At 60.0% G+C, this 18,869-nt stretch carries 16 protein-coding genes, 1 tRNA gene and 1 riboswitch; of the genes, 12 read left to right on the forward strand and 5 right to left on the reverse strand.

Annotated elements, in window-relative coordinates:
* Positions 1-34: 34 nt before the first annotated feature.
* The 3 genes from ACTIFK_RS11685 to ACTIFK_RS11695 are packed head-to-tail and all read left to right on the forward strand — an operon-like array spanning position 35 to position 3,537.
* The gene (locus ACTIFK_RS11685) at positions 35-1,864 is read left to right on the forward strand and encodes a quinoprotein dehydrogenase-associated putative ABC transporter substrate-binding protein (RefSeq protein ID WP_439543244.1); all 1,830 of its coding nucleotides are present in this window, start codon (positions 35-37) and stop codon (positions 1,862-1,864) included.
* Positions 1,865-1,899: 35 nt separating this feature from the next.
* Positions 1,900-2,865, forward strand: a complete 966-nt coding sequence (locus tag ACTIFK_RS11690; protein ID WP_439543245.1) for a PQQ-dependent catabolism-associated beta-propeller protein — start codon at positions 1,900-1,902, stop codon at positions 2,863-2,865.
* A gap of 57 nt (positions 2,866-2,922) precedes the next feature.
* On the forward strand, positions 2,923-3,537 hold the full coding sequence (locus ACTIFK_RS11695; RefSeq protein ID WP_439543246.1) for a response regulator: 615 nt from the start codon (positions 2,923-2,925) through the stop codon (positions 3,535-3,537).
* A 97-nt stretch (positions 3,538-3,634) separates the two neighbouring features.
* Here the strand turns inward: ACTIFK_RS11695 and ACTIFK_RS11700 are convergent, their stop codons facing one another.
* Positions 3,635-6,136, reverse strand: a complete 2,502-nt coding sequence (locus ACTIFK_RS11700) for a TonB-dependent receptor (RefSeq protein WP_439543247.1) — start codon at positions 6,134-6,136, stop codon at positions 3,635-3,637.
* Between the two features lie 835 nt (positions 6,137-6,971).
* On the opposite strand from ACTIFK_RS11700, the gene ACTIFK_RS11705 reads away from it, so the two are divergent.
* Positions 6,972-7,445 carry a DUF3617 domain-containing protein gene (locus ACTIFK_RS11705; protein ID WP_439543248.1) on the forward strand — a complete coding sequence of 158 codons (474 nt, stop codon included), beginning with the start codon at positions 6,972-6,974 and terminating at the stop codon, positions 7,443-7,445.
* A 37-nt stretch (positions 7,446-7,482) separates the two neighbouring features.
* Here ACTIFK_RS11705 and ACTIFK_RS11710 read toward each other — a convergent pair whose 3' ends face one another.
* Positions 7,483-8,238 (reverse strand): vWA domain-containing protein, encoded by a 756-nt coding sequence (locus ACTIFK_RS11710; RefSeq protein WP_439543249.1) that lies wholly within the window; start codon positions 8,236-8,238, stop codon positions 7,483-7,485.
* Between the two features lie 179 nt (positions 8,239-8,417).
* Between ACTIFK_RS11710 and ACTIFK_RS11715 the strand changes: the two genes are divergently transcribed.
* From ACTIFK_RS11715 to ACTIFK_RS11735, 5 genes are all read left to right on the forward strand, one after another.
* The gene (locus ACTIFK_RS11715; protein ID WP_439543250.1) at positions 8,418-9,476 is read left to right on the forward strand and encodes a hypothetical protein; all 1,059 of its coding nucleotides are present in this window, start codon (positions 8,418-8,420) and stop codon (positions 9,474-9,476) included.
* Between the two features lie 440 nt (positions 9,477-9,916).
* Complete coding sequence (locus ACTIFK_RS11720; protein ID WP_439543251.1) at positions 9,917-10,957, forward strand: hypothetical protein; 1,041 nt, start codon at positions 9,917-9,919, stop codon at positions 10,955-10,957.
* Between the two features lie 184 nt (positions 10,958-11,141).
* Positions 11,142-11,639: a hypothetical protein gene (locus ACTIFK_RS11725; RefSeq protein WP_439543252.1), complete on the forward strand. Its 498-nt coding sequence runs from the start codon at positions 11,142-11,144 to the stop codon at positions 11,637-11,639.
* A 761-nt stretch (positions 11,640-12,400) separates the two neighbouring features.
* Positions 12,401-13,018 carry a response regulator transcription factor gene (locus tag ACTIFK_RS11730; protein WP_439543253.1) on the forward strand — a complete coding sequence of 206 codons (618 nt, stop codon included), beginning with the start codon at positions 12,401-12,403 and terminating at the stop codon, positions 13,016-13,018.
* 104 nt (positions 13,019-13,122) lie between these two features.
* Positions 13,123-13,278, forward strand: a complete 156-nt coding sequence (locus ACTIFK_RS11735; RefSeq protein ID WP_439543254.1) for a hypothetical protein — start codon at positions 13,123-13,125, stop codon at positions 13,276-13,278.
* Between the two features lie 66 nt (positions 13,279-13,344).
* Here the strand turns inward: ACTIFK_RS11735 and ACTIFK_RS11740 are convergent.
* Positions 13,345-13,421 (reverse strand) — tRNA-Arg (locus tag ACTIFK_RS11740).
* Positions 13,422-13,752: 331 nt separating this feature from the next.
* A complete protein-coding gene (locus tag ACTIFK_RS11745; RefSeq protein ID WP_439543255.1) occupies positions 13,753-14,781 on the reverse strand; it encodes an NAD-dependent epimerase in 1,029 nt (342 codons plus the stop codon).
* Positions 14,782-15,202: 421 nt separating this feature from the next.
* Between ACTIFK_RS11745 and ACTIFK_RS11750 the strand changes: the two genes are divergently transcribed.
* On the forward strand, positions 15,203-16,153 hold the full coding sequence (locus ACTIFK_RS11750; RefSeq protein WP_439543256.1) for a hypothetical protein: 951 nt from the start codon (positions 15,203-15,205) through the stop codon (positions 16,151-16,153).
* A gap of 133 nt (positions 16,154-16,286) precedes the next feature.
* Here the strand turns inward: ACTIFK_RS11750 and ACTIFK_RS11755 are convergent, their stop codons facing one another.
* Positions 16,287-16,583 carry a hypothetical protein gene (locus ACTIFK_RS11755; RefSeq protein ID WP_439543257.1) on the reverse strand — a complete coding sequence of 99 codons (297 nt, stop codon included), beginning with the start codon at positions 16,581-16,583 and terminating at the stop codon, positions 16,287-16,289.
* 255 nt (positions 16,584-16,838) lie between these two features.
* Positions 16,839-16,917, forward strand: a riboswitch (SAM riboswitch).
* A gap of 78 nt (positions 16,918-16,995) precedes the next feature.
* Here ACTIFK_RS11755 and metX point away from each other — a divergent pair.
* Entirely contained in the window at positions 16,996-18,231 is a 1,236-nt protein-coding gene (metX, locus tag ACTIFK_RS11760; RefSeq protein ID WP_439543258.1) for a homoserine O-acetyltransferase MetX, read from the forward strand.
* On the forward strand, positions 18,231-18,863 hold the full coding sequence (metW, locus tag ACTIFK_RS11765) for a methionine biosynthesis protein MetW (RefSeq protein ID WP_439543259.1): 633 nt from the start codon (positions 18,231-18,233) through the stop codon (positions 18,861-18,863). Before metX ends, metW begins: the two co-directional genes overlap by 1 nt.
* Positions 18,864-18,869 lie beyond the last annotated feature (6 nt).

Consider the following 18,869-nt stretch of genomic DNA (forward strand, 5'->3'; position numbering starts at 1 on the left):
AGAAACATTATAACATTATAGGTGAAGCGTGAGAATGCTGCCCCGCGCCCTGCTTTTCGCAATTCTGTCGACGGCCCTGTCAGGTGCATCCGTCGCGGCCGAGAGCGCAGACAATTTGCGCTCCTACACCAAGAACAAGTCGTTCGATGAGCTGACGGCCGCGGAGCATACGAAGGCGCGCCAGGACGCTCGCACTCGCAAGCTTTCCAGCCCGCTTCGCGTGTGCGCGGATCCAGGGAACATGCCCCTCTCCTCCAGCAAGGAGGAGGGCTACCAGAACAAGATCGCAAAGATCCTTGCGGAGGACCTCGGTACGAGCGCGAGCTTCTTCTGGCGTCCTTACCACGAGCGCGGCCTCACCCGCGAAACGTTCCAGAACAACGAGTGCGATATCCTGATGGATATGCCGGTCGCACTGCAGGAACTGCTCACGACGGATCCCCTCTACAGCACGACCTATGTCTTCGCGTACCGTGAAGACAAGAAAATCGAGATCAAGAATCTCGAAGACCCGATCCTCAATACGTTGCGCGTCGGCGTGTTCCAGCATTCCGGTCTGCGCGAGGCTCTCGAGCGCCGCGGCCATAAGAACCTCGACCTGCACATCATCGCCTATGACACCGATCTTCAGCCGCTTCACCAGCCCTGGCAGCAAGTGCAGAGGGTGATCGATGGCGACCTGGACATCGCCGGCGTCTGGGGGCCGTTCGCCGGCTGGCTAAAAACACAGAAGAAGGCGCCGCTCATCATTCAACCCGTGAACCTGTGGGAGAACGAGGTACCGATGGAGTTCGAACTCGCCATCGGCATGCAGCGCAACCAGGTCATGCTGAAGTACATGCTCGACTGGGCACTCGACCGGAAGCGCAATGAAATAGGCGCCGTCCTGCGCGACTACGGCGTGCCGCTGGTCAAGTGCTCGAAGTGCGCGGTCGACGGCGATCTTCCTGCGCATGGCTCCTATTACGACCGCATTCGCAAGGTCTCGCAGGACCGTTTCCTGAAGGAGGCGGACCGCATTCTGCCGACAGACAAGGCGGCTGCGGACCAGATCGTCACCGAGGCTCGGCTCGAGGCGTGGCTTGCGGACGGCGCCGACGTCAATCAGGAGCTGGGCAACGCGATCGTCGCGAACGACCCGGACCGTGTCCGCTTCCTGATCAAGAAGGGCGCCGATGTCAACGCGCGCGACTCGGGAGGCTTCTCTCCGCTCGATACCGCCGCCCGCAATCGCGCACCAAGCCTGATCGCGCTCTTGATCGATGCAGGAGCCGATCCGAACGGCGTTGATGGTGATGGCTTCTTCCCGCTGCTGCATGCCATCAACCGCAACCACGTGCCGACGGTCGAGGTATTGGCAAAAAGGGGCGCAAACCTGGAGCTTCTCAACAAGCAGGGAATCCGGCCGTTGGCCTGGGCGATCGGCGATGGGAAGTTTTTTGCGGCCAAGGCGCTGATTGACAGTGGCGCCGACGTCAATGCGCAGTCCGGCTACGAGAACGTGACGCCGCTGATGGTGGTTGCCACGCAACTTGCCGCCAAGACACGCTCCGGCAATCTCTCTCAGGGGCCGCAGCCGCTCGAGCTTGCGCGGGCGCTGGTCGAGAAAGGCGCCGACGTCAATGCGGTGTCGAAGGATGGCGTGACGGCGTTGATGATCGCGGCCGGTCACAACAACGCGCCGGTCATTGGGCTGCTCGTAGGCTTGGGTGCGGATCCGAACGCAAAATCGGCGCATGGCCAGACGGCGCTCGAAATTGCGGCCAGCGCCGGGTTCGACTCTGCCGTCGCAGCGCTGAAGTTCATGGCCAAGCCAACGGGAGCTGGATCGAAGTCGCACGCCGTTCCCGCTGGGCCGAACTGAGCAAGATCGCGATGAGATCCATCAAAGGACCAGCAATGCAGACGAAGACAATCGCCACTGCCGCAATGTTGCTTTTCGCTGCGCCGCTGCCCGCAAGCGCTCTGACGATCTTCGTCACGAACGAAAAGGACAATACCGTCACAGTGCTGGACGAGAGCTTGAAGATCGTGAAGACGATCCCAACCGGCTTGCGCCCCCGCGGCATCCGCATCACGCCCGACCACAAAGAAGTCTTGGTCTGTATCGGCGATGACAATCGACTTGATGTGATCGATACCGAGACGCTGGAGATCTCACGCACCCTGAACTCCGGCCCGGATCCCGAGTTGCTGGATATCGATCCCGAAGGCAAGAAAATCTACATTGCCAACGAGGATGAGGGTTACGTGACCATCATGGAGCGCTCCACCGGACGCGTGCTGGCCGAGGTGATGATCGGCGTCGAGCCCGAGGGCATGGCGGTTTCGCCCGACAACAAGATCACCGTCGCCACGTCCGAGCAGACAAGCATGGCGCACATCATCGACACGACCACGTTCGAGGTGCTGGAGAACATTCTTGTCGATACGCGCCCGCGCGAAGCGGAGTTCACGAAAGACGGCAAGCATGTGTGGGTGTCAGCGGAAATCGGCGGCACGGTATCTGTCATCGATGCAACCACGCACAAAGTCGTGAAAAAGTTCGGCTTCCAGATTCCGGGCGTCAATCCGGAGCTGATCCAGCCTGTCGGCATCGAAATGTCAAAGGACGGCAAGCTCGCGTTCGTCGCGTTGAGTCATGCCAATCGCGTGGCCGTGGTCGATACGGAAAGCTACGAAATCAAGACCTATATCCTGGTCGGGCAGCGGCCGTGGCACATGGCCGTGCACCCGGACGGCAAGCAACTTTTTGTGGCCAATGGCCTGACCAATGACATGACCGTCGTCGACGTAGCGACCTTGAAGCCATTGCGCTCAGTGCCGGTGGGACGCTTGCCGTGGGGCATCGCAGTCAAGCCTTAGAAGGGCGCTGGGAAAGAGTGCGTCGCAGTGTGCGACTGAGCTCAAGGAGCATTCCCGATGAAAGTTTTAGTCGTTGATGATCACGTGGTGGTGCGGGAGGGCATTCGCCGCTTGCTGGCGACGATAACTGGGGCCGAAATTCACGACGCTGCAACCGCTCAGGATGCGATCGACCTTTCGCGGTCAATCAATCCAGATGTCGTCGTTCTCGATATCGACCTCAATGGAGCGAGTGGGCTGGAGCTTCTGAAGCTGTTCAAGTCGGAAAACGCCGCTTTTCGCATCGTCATGTTCACCATGCACTCGGAGGCCAGCTATGCAATGCGGGCGATCAAGGCTGGAGCATTGGGGTATGTGAGCAAGAGTTCCGGCGCGAGCGAGCTTCTGACGGCGGTCCGGAAAGTTGCCTCCGGATCGCGCTATATCGACCGATCCCTGGCGACCGAACTCGTCTTCAGTCCGTCGTTTGTAGATCCGATGCAAAAGATGTCCAATCGGGAAGCGGAGATCCTGCGTCTATTGGGTGAGGGCAAGAGCCTGATGGAAATCGCAGGCACTTTCGGGGTGGCATATAAAACGATTGCCAATTCGTGCAGCCGGATGAAGGAGAAACTTGGCGTGGAGCGCACCGCCGATCTCATCCGGCTTTCCGTCGAGCGTCGCCTGAAATAAGCGCTTACGTTATCGCTGCGATGCGCGGCGGACGCCCGTAAGACAAAGAAGGGGCGCGCTGCCTGCGCGGCGCGCCCCTATCCGCTGAGAGAAGCGGCTAGAATTTTATCTTCACGCCACCATAGGCAGCGAACGGTATCGCCGGGGTGATCGTTCGAGCGTTGCCTTCGGCAAAGGGGTCGGGCGGCAACGACGGATCCGCAGCCGCCGCGCCATTGGCTGCCTCGACGTTGATGTACGTCCCGTAGATGCCGTACCGCTGATCGGTGAGGTTTTCGATCAGGCCGTAGACCTGGATGTTGTCCGTGACATTATACGACGAGTGCAGATTGATCCTGTAGTAACCGGCAAGTGGCGTGTTGTCGTTGCCTTCGTCACCGTAAAAGATCTGGTTGCTTGCAGAGATCAAGTCCGCGCCGAACACCCACTTCGGCGTAATCCAATAGTCGAAACCAGCCTTGAAGCGGTGACGGGGAACTCCCGGCAAGCGGTCGCCCGGGCTCACGAAAACGCACGTCGGCTCTTCCTCGCCCGGATCGACCGGATCGGTAACAGGACATTCTTCAGAAGCGGGATTGTTCTCCGAGGGAATGATGCCAGCGGATTCGAACGTCGCGTCGATAAAGGCGTAGCTCGCATACGTGAAGAACCGCTGCGCGCGATAGGAGACGGCGGCCTCGAAACCTTGGCGCCGTGTGTCGCCGAAGTTTGCAAAGTAGCCGCGGCCTTGCTGCGAGTCGGCGATTTGGATGATGTCGTCGGAGTTGTCGCTCCTGAACACACCCAGGCTCCACTCAAATTTTTCGAGACCCGACTGGAAGTACTGCTCGCCTCGGAGACCGGCTTCCCACGTCTTAGAAACCACTTGCTCGAGCGGCGGATCGGAGGCGAGGGCGCTTTCGATGATGCACGGGTTTTCAGGATCCGAGCACGCGATCTCGGAGGCCGTGGGTGCGCGGTTGGCTTCCGAATACCCACCATACGCCGAGAGGCCCTTGTTGAACTTGTAAGTCAGGCCGGCCGACGGGTTGAAGCGATTGTACTCATTGATGCCGTTCAGCGTGTCGAGGAAAGGCGCTCCTTCGTTCTCAATCTGGATGCGGGCATGGTTAAAGCGCCCGCCGAGAGTGAGGGACAACTGATTGGTTAGATCCAGGGTGTCGACGGCATAGACGCCGAAGTAGTCGTTGGTCGTCGACAGCATGCGCGGCTCGATGGTGGGCGTTCCGCCGAGAAGCGGCCCTGTGGGCGCAACGACAAAACGCGGCAGGAACGTGCCGAGCTGACTCGACGCGGTGTAGTCCACTTCGCCGCGGTCATAGCTCGACCCGATCACGAACGTGTTGCCGAGGCCGAATAGGCGCGACGTTTCCGTCGCCTGCAAGGCAACTCCATACCCCTTGGCATTCTGCGACGTGCGATCGATGGAACCCAGCGGTCCCAATGCCTCGAAAGCATCGACGTCGATTGGAACGCCCGGATTGTCGGCCGCGAAGATCTGCTCGCCGTCCTCAGTGCAGAGGCCGACGCCTCCGGCACACTCATCGAACTCGGCGATGTTTCCATCGTCATGCTTCTGGTTGAACCGGCGCAAATAGGTGACGCCGGAGAACGTCAGCGTGTTGGTTGCTTTCACCGTGCCGTTCAAACTGTACATCTGCATGTCGTTGAAAGTTGTCTGAGGCGACGTGAATGTCCGTTTGTCCCCGAACGCCAGCAGTTCCGGCGGGACTGCGGCCGTGACCCCGACATAGTTGTCGGCGCCGGTGAAGTTGAAGTGAAACTCAGCGTTGTCCGTCTTGACGCCGAGATCGGCATACCCGCGCCGCACTTCAGCATCGGAGAAGTCGCGGAAGCCGTCGTCGTTGATGCCTTCGAATGCGCCGTATAGCGCGAATGCGCCGCTCTTCGCGCCGGCTTCGGTCGCCACTTGCCTACGACCGAAGGAGCCGAACCGCGTGTCGACCTCACCGCCCTGATACGCGAAGCCGTCCTTCATCGTGACGGCAAGCGAGCCGCCGATGGCGTTCAGGCCGAAGATGGGATTGGACCCCATGATGGCCAAATCGCTGATCGCGTTCTCGGGGATGAAATCCCAGTTGACCGTATCGCCGAAGGCTTCGTTGATGCGAACGCCGTTCTGGTAGACGGCGAGACCTTGCGGCAGGCCGTTGACGGGCGAGGCTTCGAATCCGCGGTATTGGATGCCGGTCTGAAACGAATTGCCTTGCAGGTCGTCGACGGTCACGCCGGGCACGCGACTGTTCAGGAAGTCTTGCGGAATGACGGAATGCTCTCGGTTGATGTCTGCCGACGACAGGCTGGTGACCCCGCGCGGGATCTTTTCGATCGGCACCTCGCTCCCGGGAAGCGGCGAGATGCTGACTGTGCCCGGCGCCTCGGGAAGTGCGTAAGTCGGCTCCTGCGATGCAACAGGCTCGGCAACGTCCACCGGCGGAGGCTTGGGTGTGGGGGATTTTTTAGGTTTTGGAGCGGCGGCGGCCTTGTTGGTGTTCTTCTTCTGTATGACCTCGACCTCAGGCAATTGGCCCTTGGTGGCCGGCTCCGCGGCTTGGGTCAGTTGGTAGATCGGCTCCACCGAAATCCGCGTCCCCGATGCCCGCAACTGAGCTGACGCATCCGTCGAACCAATTGCCGCAATTGTCCCGATTGCCAATGCAGATGCCCGCAACATTCGTTCCATTCTTGCCTCCCCACACGCGCGTCATCCATCGGCAACAGCACCGACGTAATATTACTGAGGCAGGGTTGCGGAGGAGGTTCGCGGCAACAAGAGGATCTCTTCCCGGGGCCAGCATTTCGTTTCAGAGTGGCAATTAAGCTACTGAAATCACGGAAATAACGTCAGATTGTTCCTGGCGTTATTGCAACATGTTCCCGACCTTGAAGGACTTTCGGGCGATCGCTTCCGCCCCTGAGCTGGGTTCATTCATCGCCCGCACAAAAGCGGATGAGACCCGTCGCGCGACGACGCTGTTACGCTTTCCGTCGCCCATCTTCATCGTGTGGTTCCCGATAGGTGGGGCGGATCGTCTCTTTGCCTGTAGCGAGTCTGGCTCACGATCGCGTTATCGGGAAACATCGCCTCGATCTTGGGGAGGATATCCCATGTTGCCGGGCAACATTGTAACTTAGCTTCGGCGCGTTCCGTTGCACTCCGCCATATCGACAGGATGCCGGCTCCGGCGTGTGTCGGATGTCGCTTAAATCGCAAAGGCTCAGTTTGAACTGCAAAATCTCAGTTATTTCGGGTGAGTTCTTTTTGTTCTGGTGATTGTGGGACTGGAGATACGCGCAGTCGGATAGCTGGGTTGGCGCGATGTTCCGCCGCCGCCAGCTCATTTTTCATTCGCAAGCTGAACAAGGAGTGTCCCGTGCAATCGACTATTCTTCGCCAGACGTGTCTCGCATTTTTGCTCGTCACGGCAGCCGTCGCCGCCGACGCGGCCGAACATACGATTCCAGAACGCAAAGCCGGACTGTGGGAACTCATCACAACAATGGATGAGGGCCTCGGACCCAAGACACAAACGCTGACCATGTGCATCGACGCCGACATGGAGCACATGACGGTTGTTGCAAGCAATGATGAGCATAGGCAGCAGTGCTCGAAGTACGACATCGTTCGGGAGGGCGACAACACCATCGTCAATATGTCGTGTCAGTTCGCGTCGCGTCAGGTTGTCAGCAAGACCGAAATGACCGGAGATTTTTCGAAATCTCTTTCCGTCAAGATCGAGAGCAGCACATCCGGCGATCACAATGGCCAGTCGGTGACGGTGAAACGCACAATCACGCAGACCGGGAATTATCTAGGCGAGAATTGCGGAGACTTGGCCGCCGGCGAAGCCAAGGGAACTGACGGATCGCGGATCGTGGTGCAATAGGCGACGCTGGGGGCGAAAACTCCCGGAGCGGCCCCGTTTAGCGCGACACCCTCAGGCATGGGGCCTCGCATCGGCTCAATGACTGCTTATCGGCAAAGTGCCGGAGAGTGTTCAGTGTCAAAAACGGGCAGCCGAGCGTCTTGCGCAAAGCTTCGATGAGTTCATCCTCGGTGGACACGGAATAGTACTTCCCGCCCGTTTCGTCAGCGAGACACCGCGCCTTGAAATATTCGGATTCGCCCTCGCGATAGCCGATGACGTGGACAGTCAGATTGTGTCCGGCTTTCTTCAACAACGCGCCGGTTTTGCACGGGTCGCCTCCGCACGTCTCTTCGCCGTCCGTCAAGAGCACGATCACAGCGTCCCGGTTGGTGTAGTCGAGAACGTCTGCGGCTTGGCGCACGGATTCGGTGAGGGGCGTGCGACCTCGCGGATTGATACTGCTAACAATTCCAAGCATCTGTTCGGCCGCATTTGCTGTCGGCCGCATATGGAGCCGGATGCTTTTGCAGTCATCGTACGCACCTTCTCCGTAGACGATGAGGCCCAGCCGGCGCACGGGCGCGACTTCGGGCAGGACGCGCGCCAGGGACTGCTTGACCCTGGCGATGCGTGGGACTTTGAGAGCGTAGTCGGTAGTGCCCATCGATCCCGACGCGTCGAAAACCAGCATGGCGTCGGATTGGCAAGTGTCTGCCTTCTTCTCCTCGGAGTATGCCGCAGGTGGCGAGACGAGCATGAAGCATAGAGCCAGCGCGGACCAAAGCGCTTGCCGAGAGCCGTGACCGATCATTCTTCCTCCAACGGGCGTACGCCGCCGGCAACGACATTGACGAATGGCAAGTGACGACTGCGCGGGTGGGATGAGCATCCGCTGGACGCACTGACAAGTTCTCCGGAAGGCAAAACTTATTTATGTTATCATGTTTCAAATTCTGCTGCAGCGCCACCTCGCGATAACGGAGTTCGCCAATGTTCCCGGCCGGAGTTTCGCGCGCATTACGCGCCATGCAGTTTTTTACGGCGTTGCTCGTTGTGGGTTTGATCGCCGTTGCTCCGTCGCTTGCCTCCGAGCCCGAGTTTGGCGGTCAATGCGCCATGGGGCTTGCCGAAGGAAAGCGGATCAAGACGGATTGCTCGGTCAATTGGACTGCGCCGGACGGTAAGAAATTTTGCTTCGGGAACGAGGATTCAAGAACGACCTTCCTCAAGGACCCGGACACGAATATCCGCAAAGCCACCGAACAGTTCGCCATGGACGACGGCGGGGCATCCGCGAACGAGATGGGCAAGTTTTCGGCGGGCGACGTCCAGGCGTTCATCGAGAAGGAGATCGCCTCTGCCGCTGAGAAAAACGGCGGACTGTTCCCAGTCAAAGACACGATGCTCGATCAAACGTTGGCGCTCAAGCTTGTCGGCGTGGATTTTGTCCGCACCCTTCATGGATACGGGTTCTTCCCCAACGTCGTCTTTGCCGATAGCGCGGAGGCCGACAAGAAATATCAGGTCGATTTCTGGGTGAAGCCGAAGGCTGGCAAATTGAGCATCGTCGATGTCCGGATCTACAAAGCCCCGCGCAAGGAGGGCGACAAATGGGTGCAGATGACTCGCCAGCCAAAACCGTGGTGGTGGATCCCAGCCTCAGAGCATCCTGGTGAAAGCGAGGTGAAGCGCGGCTGGGAAATCATGAGCGCCCTTCACGAGCATATCGCTGTCGAGCGCACCAAGGGAGGCGGCCTGTACAAGCTCAAGGACGATAAGACGGGGGAAGAACTGTCTCTCGACTTTGTGGGGATCCATCAACCCGTACGCAAACTCAAGCAGGACGGTCGCTTCTTTGCGTGTACGGATTTTCGCAAGGCGGGCACCAAAGATCAGTTTTATGACATCGATTTCTGGCTGGATGAAAAATCCGGCAAAGTTACTGTAGGCGAAGTGCGCGTGCATAAGGTGCCAACGCTCGAGGACGGCAACTTCGTGCAGATTCCACGATACTCTTTCGATCCCAAGACGTTCGATGTGGTGCCCTAAGCGGCGATGCTAGAAATTTTGTCGCTGCAAGTCGTAGCTGATTAGACAGGGCGTTCGCGGGAGATCGTCGTTGTCCTTGATGCGCCAGGCAGGCGCCGGCAGTCGGCTCTCAACTTGGGCCGCCCCTTGGCTCGGGTTGGGCCTTCCCCTGAAAGCCAGACACTACCTCATCGCCCTCCGGCAGGCCTCGGGCGTCCAAATCGTTCGATATCCGCTTCTGTGACCTGCGATTGCTGGCATTTTTGTCGGGTTGCACATTGCTGGAGGTTCGATGCAACTGACGGGCCGATGGTGAATTGCATATCAGATATTGTTCAACAACAAGGCGAGTGGACCAGTTGCAGAAGTGATGAATCCATATAACCTTGGCCATAAGAAAATTCTTGGGAGGTTCCGTCCGGCGAACTCTGAGCGATAGAACTGCGGTTGGCGGTGAACCCATGAAGCTGCATAATTGCCTCGTTCGCGGCCGGGCCGAGCCGGTCAACTCGACGCGACCTAACCTGCGAGCATATCGTCGCTGCGTTGCGGCCCTTTGCATCTTGGTTTACGCCTTCCCAGCCACAGCAGATCATCCTCTCAGAGAAGCACATTCGCTCGAAGGGCTCCTCCAGTCGGGAGATCTTATCGTTCTCGCCGACGTCAAGCACGGCGTGCGCGATCGCATTTCTTTCTTCTCATCGGAATTTTTGTTCGAGGCCATGACCCGATCAGGCGTGCGCCACGTCGCGATAGAAATCCCGCGGGTACTCGGCCGCCAAGCCTCGCGGATCGAAACCGTAGAGGACGTCGAAGCGTTCGCTCAGGATGTTATCCGTTCAGGGCTCTGGCATTTCGTCGACCCGGATCATCCTGAGGAGCAATCCACTACGACGCAGCACCGGGTGGCGATCGCCATTGGCCGGCAGGTTCTCCTGTCTCGGCAGCTCGGCATCAACGTCATTTTCTACGACTTCAACAATCCGCTGGGTGGCTTCACGACTTTCAATGACCCCGTCTACCGATGCCTCGCCGAGCTCGATGACGTGGCATGGCTCAGATATGGCCTCGATGGCAAGGTGACGAAGGCACAGCGAGACTCAGCCATCATGCGCGAGCGGTTTAGCCACGATGACGAACTGGCGGCCTACATTGAGCGCGAAGTTACAGCCAGCGGGGGTGGCAAGCTGGTTGTCATCCCAGGTTACGCCCATGCAGTCATGCCCGGCGGCATTGCCGATCGTATCGGAAAACGGCTCCGTACCTCGCCAACAGTCGTTGCAGTCTTCAAGGACGATACCGAGGACAAGGCGTTTCACACGTTTCTGTGGCAGCAGTCTCGCCTGCTAGCGATCGATCTTTCACGCCCTCCTCAGTTCTACTACACGATCGCGGGCGACTCGCTGCGCGAGGAGGAGACGCCAGGGCGGTATGTCGCTCTTGATGGGTCTCGCGAACGCGACATTCCAGCAATTTGCTCGCAGCTCGCTCATTTCGACTAAGCAGCGCCGTCGTCATGCATCGGATTGCCTGCGGCGCCGGTTAGCCAGTGAACGGTTCTCGCGTGTCAACGCACCCAAAGCCCGCGTCAGAAAAAGCGATGCAAATAGACAGCGATTGGTCGGCTTGATAGGCTTTTCAAGCAGATGCCGACGCCGGGAGGCCATGCATCCGGAGAGGACATCAATGCGCACCTCAAGTCGATTGCCACGCCTTAGCATTGCGGTCATTACCTCATGGACGTTGCTCGTCGGTGTATCCGCAGTGCTCGCTCAGTCGCCATCTCTCCAAACATTTTCCGCCCCCACTGACGTTTCAGATGACATGCTGACAATTGTTGTCGGCACCCGCTTCGTTGCGTCATCTGCAGCCGATAAATCTGCGAGAGCACAGTTCAACGACGAGCGCATTCCCCTCTCGGCGTTCAACGAGACAGATCACTGCGTCGACCAACGCGCTCTTGAGCTGGCCCAAGAATATTTTAATACGCTCGGCCCGGTGCTCGGCAAAGCTGGACACTACTATTTCGTCGCCGATGACGAGATTAGCAAATCGGTCGCGGCCTGTGAGAAGCTGCATGGACGTCCGCCGCAAGCCTGGGTCAGCGATAAAACAAAGGTGATCGCGTTCGGAAGAGTCGTGGCGACGGAAGATGCGCCTGCCCTTGAAAAATCCCTAAGGTGATTGACAGAGGCGAGGCGCCTCAGCGGATCTCGCCCACGACGCGCAGAGCGCGCGCAACTCGTCTTGACCGCCCCTAATTGCGTGGGCGACAAACTGCGCGAGTAACGCATGAACTCCGACGCACCGTTGCAGGCGTATTTGGTGATCCTGAATCAAAGGCCCCGCCGAGAGCGGGGCTGAAGAAACACTGCAGACGCAGACCACTATTTTGCTTTATCGGCAGAGCTCCCGCCTTCTCCTGACGAAGCGCCAGTGGCGCCGCTGGAACCGTCAGAATTAGTGCTCTTGCCGGCAGAACTTGGGTCTGACCCTGTATTCTTGCTCTGGTTGATAGCCGTGCCTTCCGATGAGGGATTAGCTCCGGCCGATCCGTCCGAGTTCGTGCTCTTTCCAGCGTCACCCGTAGTTGGTTCACCAGGCTGCATCTTGGTTTCTTCAGCCACGACCGTGGCCGTAAACAGGAGCAACGCAGCGGTGGCTGCTAGAATAGCCTTCATAGCTTCCTCCATTTTTTAATTGTCTCAGCCAAACGAACGCGACGATCGGCAGTTCCAGGGAAAACCACCCGATCGAGCGCGCGTCAAAGCCAACCGGGGGGAGGTCGTCGGACCGACGTCAGAATCCCTGTTGGCTCCGCTGGCCGTTGAGACAGCAAGTGTCGTTACGGCCTTCCGGCCATGCGATTGGTATGTTATTGCATAACGTGCTTATTGTTCCCGGATCTTGTGGGAAATAATCCCCATTCGCAGCTTCGGAAAGCCATGAAGATTTTGGTAGTCGACGATCACGCCGTGATCCGCAACGGCATTCGCCAGCTCTTCGCCCGCGAGCCTGACGTCTACATATTCGAAGCATCCGATGCCAAGTCTGCCATCCCAATCGCGCGGGATATGAAGCCCGACTTGGTCATCCTCGATATGAAGCTCAATGGTGTAAGCGGTATCGAGGTCCTTCGAAGAATCAAGGCCCATGACCGAGCTGCCAAAGTCTTGATCTTCACCGCTTACGCAGACCCGGCCATGGCGAGTCGCGCCATTCGGACTGGAGCTTTTGGCTACGTAACCAAGAGTTCGCCGCTTGAGGTGCTGCGCGATGCGATCTCTCAAGTAATGAAGGGTGAGCGGTATGTGGATGCTTCGATGAGCGAGAAGGTCTCTTTGTTCTGCGCCACATCCGAGGATGCTCTGAACAAGCTGACCAATCGCGAGCAGGAAATTCTTCGTTTGCTGGGCGAAGGCAAAAGTTTGCAGCAGGTCGCAACGGAGATGGGCTCCGCTTATAAAACGATCGCGAACGCCAGCTCGCGCATCAAGGAAAAACTCGATTTGTGTAGAACGTCGGATTTGATCCGCTTCTATATGGAAAACTATCGGGAGTGACGAGCGGCTCGACGGGCCCGCGCGTTTGCGCGGGTGCCACGCCGACCGGTAGCAATTCTAGAATGTGGTTTCGTTTCCAGCTGTCGGCGTCTCGCCGAGGCAGGGTGCACATCTGCGGCGATCAGCGCATCACCGGACAGAGCATCGCCGTCATCGAGAGATACATCAGGGACTACAACCGCGAGAAGGCCGCGGTGAAGGCGATGGCTTCGATCAAGGACGACCACGACGAGAACGAAGCTCAAACGAAAACTGGCTAACCTGAAACTCGGGTTAGCCAAGCGCGGCGTCTAATGCATTGATGTAGTTGTGTGGAGTTGTGAGAATGGCGCGCCCGGAAGGATTCGAACCTCCGACCCCCAGATTCGTAGTCTGGTGCTCTATCCAGCTGAGCTACGGGCGCATCTTGCCAAAGATCGTGGAAACAAGCCCCTCGACGGCGCGTCGGCCGTCTGTGACATGGCAAGGCGGCAACTTCTAATCGGTGTATTGCGCGAGCGCAAGGGTCTTGCTCGCGGCCCGTTGCCTCAAGGGGATCATGCCGCCAACTCCCTGAGGTTTCAGGGAGGTTGAGGCCCGCGCAGGCCAGCAGGTGGGCGTTCGGATGCTCCCGCTCAAACGCGAGAGGGCTCTCCGCTGGGTGCCGGTTGGGCGGGCGCTCGCGTCGTTGCCGGCTCGTACTCAGGGGGCGCTCCCGCACGAGGGGCGCTCAGATGTTGTGGTCGGCGCGGACCTCAGACGTTGTGGTAGGCGCGGTACCAAGCCACGAACGCATTGACGCCGTCGCGGACGGTCGTGGCCGGCTTATATCCCACGGCGTTCTCGAGCGCCTCGACGTTCGCGTACGTGGACGGCACATCGCCTGGCTGCAACGGCAGCAGTTCGCGAATAGCCTTTTTGCCGACGGCGTCCTCGATGGCGCAGATGTAGGTGTCGAGCGCGACGGGCTTGCTGTTGCCGATGTTGAAAATGCGGTAGGGCGCGTTGCTCGTTGCGGGGTCCGGCTTGTCGCTGTTCCAGGCCGGATCAGGTGCCGCGATCTGGTCGCTGGCGCGCACGACGCCTTCGACGATGTCGGACACGTAGGTGAAATCGCGTGTGTGGTTGCCGTTGTTGAAGACCTTGATCGGCTCGCCGGCGAGAATGCCCTTGGTGAAGAGGGATAGTGCCATGTCCGGGCGGCCCCAGGGTCCGTAGACCGTGAAGAAGCGCAGGCCCGTGGTCGGCAATTTGAAGAGGTGGCTGTAGCTGTGCGCCATCAGCTCGTTGGCGCGCTTGGTCGCGGCGTAGAATTGCAGCGGGTGGTTCGCGCCCTCATGCTCGGAGAAGGGCATGGCCGTGTCGGCGCCGTAGACGGACGAGGTGCTGGCGTACGTGAGGTGCTGCGTCTCGTGGTGGCGGCAGGCTTCGAGCAGGTTCGTGAAGGCGACGATGTTGCTTTCGACGTAGGCATGCGGGTTGACGAGGCTGTAACGCACGCCGGCCTGGGCCGCGAGGTTGACGACGCGATCGGGCTTATGGGTTTTGAAGCAGGCGTCGACCACGGCGCGGTCGGCCAGGTTGGCGCGCACGAAGTGGTAGCTGTCCTTGCCGCCGTTGGCGCGCGCGGTCTCTTCGAGAACGGCGAGGCGCGCTTCCTTGATGCCGGTGTCGTAGTAGTCGTTGACGACATCGAAACCGATCACCTCGTCGCCACGTTCGAGCAGACGCTTGGCCAGGTGGAAGCCGATGAAGCCCGCATTGCCGGTCACAAGAACCTTCATGTCGAATTCTCAAGCCTCTCGCCGCTGCCGTGACCGTCACTAATCATGCGGTCCTGGCGATCACAAGGCCCATAGATCCTCGCCGCCGCCAAGCTTTCTGCCGCGAAGCGCGGCGGCAGCATGCAGGTGCCGAAGCCGGGATTGCTCCCTAAAGCGGTGTTCGCACTTTGTCGCCTTGGCCGCGTCCGGCGGCTGCGGCGAAGGTGATTTTTTGATCCTCGAGGCATTGGGACAGCACGGCCGCGAGGAGCACGCATGCGGCCCGTCCTGAGCCCGTCGTCCGGCTCGGATGAGGGGACAAGCCCGCCTTCATCGCGGCCCGTTGGTGACTCTCCCATCACGTTGTCAGCGGCGCGTCAGATTTGCCTTGATATTGCGCATATATCCCGACTAATCGGGAAAAAGTCCTTGGGGAGGACGTATGCGTGGGTTGAGGGAGGCTGGCGCCAAGGGCGCTGTTTGGATTTTAGTCGCCGCTGGGGCCTCTGGCCTCGCGAGCGCGGCATCGACCGCGACCTGGGCCGGCCCGGCAATCGGCCAGTTCGAGGTCAAATCGCTCGACGCCGATCCAGGCGAAATCGAATTCCAGAGCCAAAATGCCTATTCCCTCGGCGTGCCCCGCCGCAGGACCGTGCTTGAAAACGGAGAGCTCGAGGGCGACGACAATACCCAGGCGCGATCCCGCAACGCGCTCGAACTGGAATTTGTCCTCACGCGTAATTTCAAAACGCGTATCGGTATCGAGTACGAGGCTGAGCGGCGTGAAGAGTTCACCACGCTCCGTGAGGCCGACGGTTTCCAGGACCTCAAGCTCGACGAGTACTCGGGCGAGGTGATCTGGATCGCGATCCCGCGCGAGGGCGACGGCTTCGGGCTCGGCTTCGTTGCCGAGTATGAAGTGCCCGCCGAACGCGGTGGGGCGCAAACCCTCATCACAGGCCCCATTTTCGAATGGGCGAGCGGACCCTGGCAGCTCACTCTCAATCCGGTGCTCGTGCAGTTTTTTGGCGGTGAACGGAACGATGCCGGGCAAAAGGACGAAAAGATCGATTTTTCCTACGCCAACCACCTCAAATATCATTGGTCGGAGAGCATCGATCTCGCGCTGGAGACGTACGGCACCATCGAGCGTGTCGGCGGGCGGGGCGGGCGGAGCGAAGAGGCCGCAGTGTTCGGTGATTTCGACCAGCATCGCATCGGGCCGGTGGTCTACTGGAATTTCGATCCGGGGCTCGGCGGAACCGCCGCCAACAATGACCACAAGCACGACGACAGGGAGGCGCCGGTGAGCCTGGGGCTCGGGGCCCTGTTCGGCTTGAACAGCAACACGCCATCGACCACGCTCAAGCTCAGCCTGGAAGTCGTCTTCTAGCGTCGAAGGAAATAGAAAACCCGCGCAGGCCGAAGCCCGCGCGGGTCATATTTTTTAGACCGTCTTTTCAGAACGTCAGCCGAAATGCGAAAACGGCGCGCGTGCCGTCTACTGCATGTGCGGCTGTCGCCGCTTACTGCATGTACGGGCTGTCGCCGCCACGCGGTGCGCTGGGCGACGAGAAGAAGAACCCGTTGTCAAACGGTCCGCCGACCGTCTGCTCGGTGATGGTCGGATCATTGAAGCGACGCGTGTCGACGCCCTGCAGGTACTTGTACGAGTACCCGCCGCGCCGAGGTGACGGGCGAACGACGCCGCGGAGCGGCTTCGTTTTGGCGCCTGGGCTCTGGGCGAAGGCCGGAGCGGAAACCGTGGGCAGCGCAAGCACAGCCGCAACGGCGACGATTTTCAAGAGACCGAGAGTTTTCATGGCTCTACGTTAACCCACGTTGTGCGCACTGTCGATGCTGGGAGGCGATTTCGGCCGATGGTGTGGCTTTCGCAACTCCCCCGCCGCCTATCCCGTCGTACCATCGGGGATACCCCATTGCTCTTCCGTTAACACTCAGACGTAACACTTAGAGGGCCGCGTACGTTCCCCGGCGGTCGTCCGGGGCCCGCCGAACGGCAGAGCTAGCTGTGGCGACCCTTGACCCGCGGCGCACAGCTCCGATATTGAGGGCTTGTTTCCGCTCGTGGTGATTTGGCCGGCCGGCTTGCAGCCACGTTAAATAAGTCGCTAAATGGGCCGTCGCGCACCCGGATCATTTTCGGTTGGGCCGGTCCAGTTCAGGCCGGTGTCGAGCGCCCGCGCCTGTCGCGGGTCTGGGAGCGCACAAGGCATGGGCACTTTTTCCGCGCCTAAGGACGAAAGCCGCGCGGGCGGGCCGCCGAAGGCGGAACAACGCCTGTCCGAGGTTCACAATCCCTCGAGCCAACTGGTGGTGTTTCCCGACGACCAGCCGTTGCGGCTCGAATCCGGCCAGCTGCTGGCGCCGCTCTCCATCGCCTATCAAACCTACGGCCAGCTCAACGCCGACAAGTCGAATGCCATTCTGATCTGCCATGCGCTGACCGGAGATCAATACGTGGCCGACGTCCATCCGGTGACGGGCAAACCCGGCTGGTGGCAAGCGCTGGTGGGTCCCGGCAAGCCCGTCGATACGGAACGCTTCTTCGTCATCTGCCCGAATATCCTCGGCGGCTGTATGGGCTCGACCGGCCCCGCGTCGCTCAATCCGAAAACGGGCAAGCCCTACGGCCTCGATTTTCCGATCATCACTATCGGCGACATGGTGGACGCACAGGTGCGCCTCATCGATCATCTCGGGATCGGCGTGCTGTTTTCCGTGATCGGCGGCTCGATGGGCGGCATGCAGGTGCTCGAATGGGCGACGCGCCAGAAGAGCCGCGTGGCGACCGCCATTGCGATCGCGACGGCGCCCTGGCATTCGGCGCAGAACATCGCCTTCCACGAGGTCGGCCGGCAGGCGGTGATGGCCGATCCGGAGTGGCGGGGCGGCGCCTATTCCGAGTTCGGCGTGGTGCCGAAGAACGGCCTCGCGGTCGCGCGCATGGCCGCGCACATCACCTATCTGTCCGAGAAGGCGCTGCAAGGGAAGTTCGGCCGCAACCTGCAGGATCGCGCAACGCGGTCGTTCTCGTTCGACGCGGATTTCAAGATCGAAAGTTATCTGCGCCACCAGGGCTCGACGTTCGTCGACCGCTTCGACGCCAACAGCTATCTCTACATCACGCGCGCCATGGATTACTTCGACCTGGAAGGTGCGCATGGCGGCAAGCTTGCCAACGCGTTCACGGGCACGCAGACGCAGTTCTGCGTCGTGTCGATCACCAGCGACTGGCTTTATCCGACGCGCGACAGCAAGGCGATCGTGAAGGCGCTGAATGCCGTGGCGGCCAACGTCTCGTTCGTCGAGATCGAGAGCGACAAGGGCCACGACGCCTTCCTGCTGCACGAGCCCGAGTTCCACGACACGGTGCGCGGCTTTCTCTCGGCAGCGATGGCCAAACGCGGACTTTCGCAAGAAGGTCGCGCGCAAGAGGGGCGAGCCTGATGCAAAAAGCCGTTCCGTTCTCAGGCTTGGTTCGCGCCGACCATGCGCTCATCGCCGAAATGGTAACGCCGCGGGCCCGCGTGCTCGATGTCGGCTGCGCCGACGGCGCGCTGCTGCATTTGCTGGCGGCAACGAAGGACGTCGATGCGCGTGGCGTCGAGCTGTCGCGCGAGAAGGTGAACCAGTGCGTGACGCGCGGGCTCTCGGTCATTCAGGGTGACGCCGATCGCGATCTGGCCGATTATCCGGACCAGGCCTTCGACTTCGCCATTCTTTCGCTGACGATCCAGGCGACGCGGCATCCTAAGACGGTGCTCGAGAACCTGCTCAGGATCGGGCGTCACGCGATCGTGTCGTTTCCGAACTTCGGCCACTGGCGGATCCGCGCCCAGCTTTTGCTCTCCGGCCGCATGCCGATGACGCCGAACCTGCCCGAGCCCTGGTACACGACCGCAGACGCGCACCTCTGCACGATCAAGGATTTCGTCGATCTGGTGGCGCTGGTCGATGCGGAAGTCGAGGACGCGGTGGCGTTCAACGCCAAGGGGCAGCGGCTGCCGATCAAGCGGTCGCTGTCGCTGCAGAACCTGCTCGGCGAGAAGGCCGTGTTCAAGCTGCGGCGCAAGAGCTAGACGGCC

Source organism: Hyphomicrobium sp., assembly GCF_051860585.1.
Classification (GTDB): domain Bacteria; phylum Pseudomonadota; class Alphaproteobacteria; order Rhizobiales; family Hyphomicrobiaceae; genus Hyphomicrobium_C.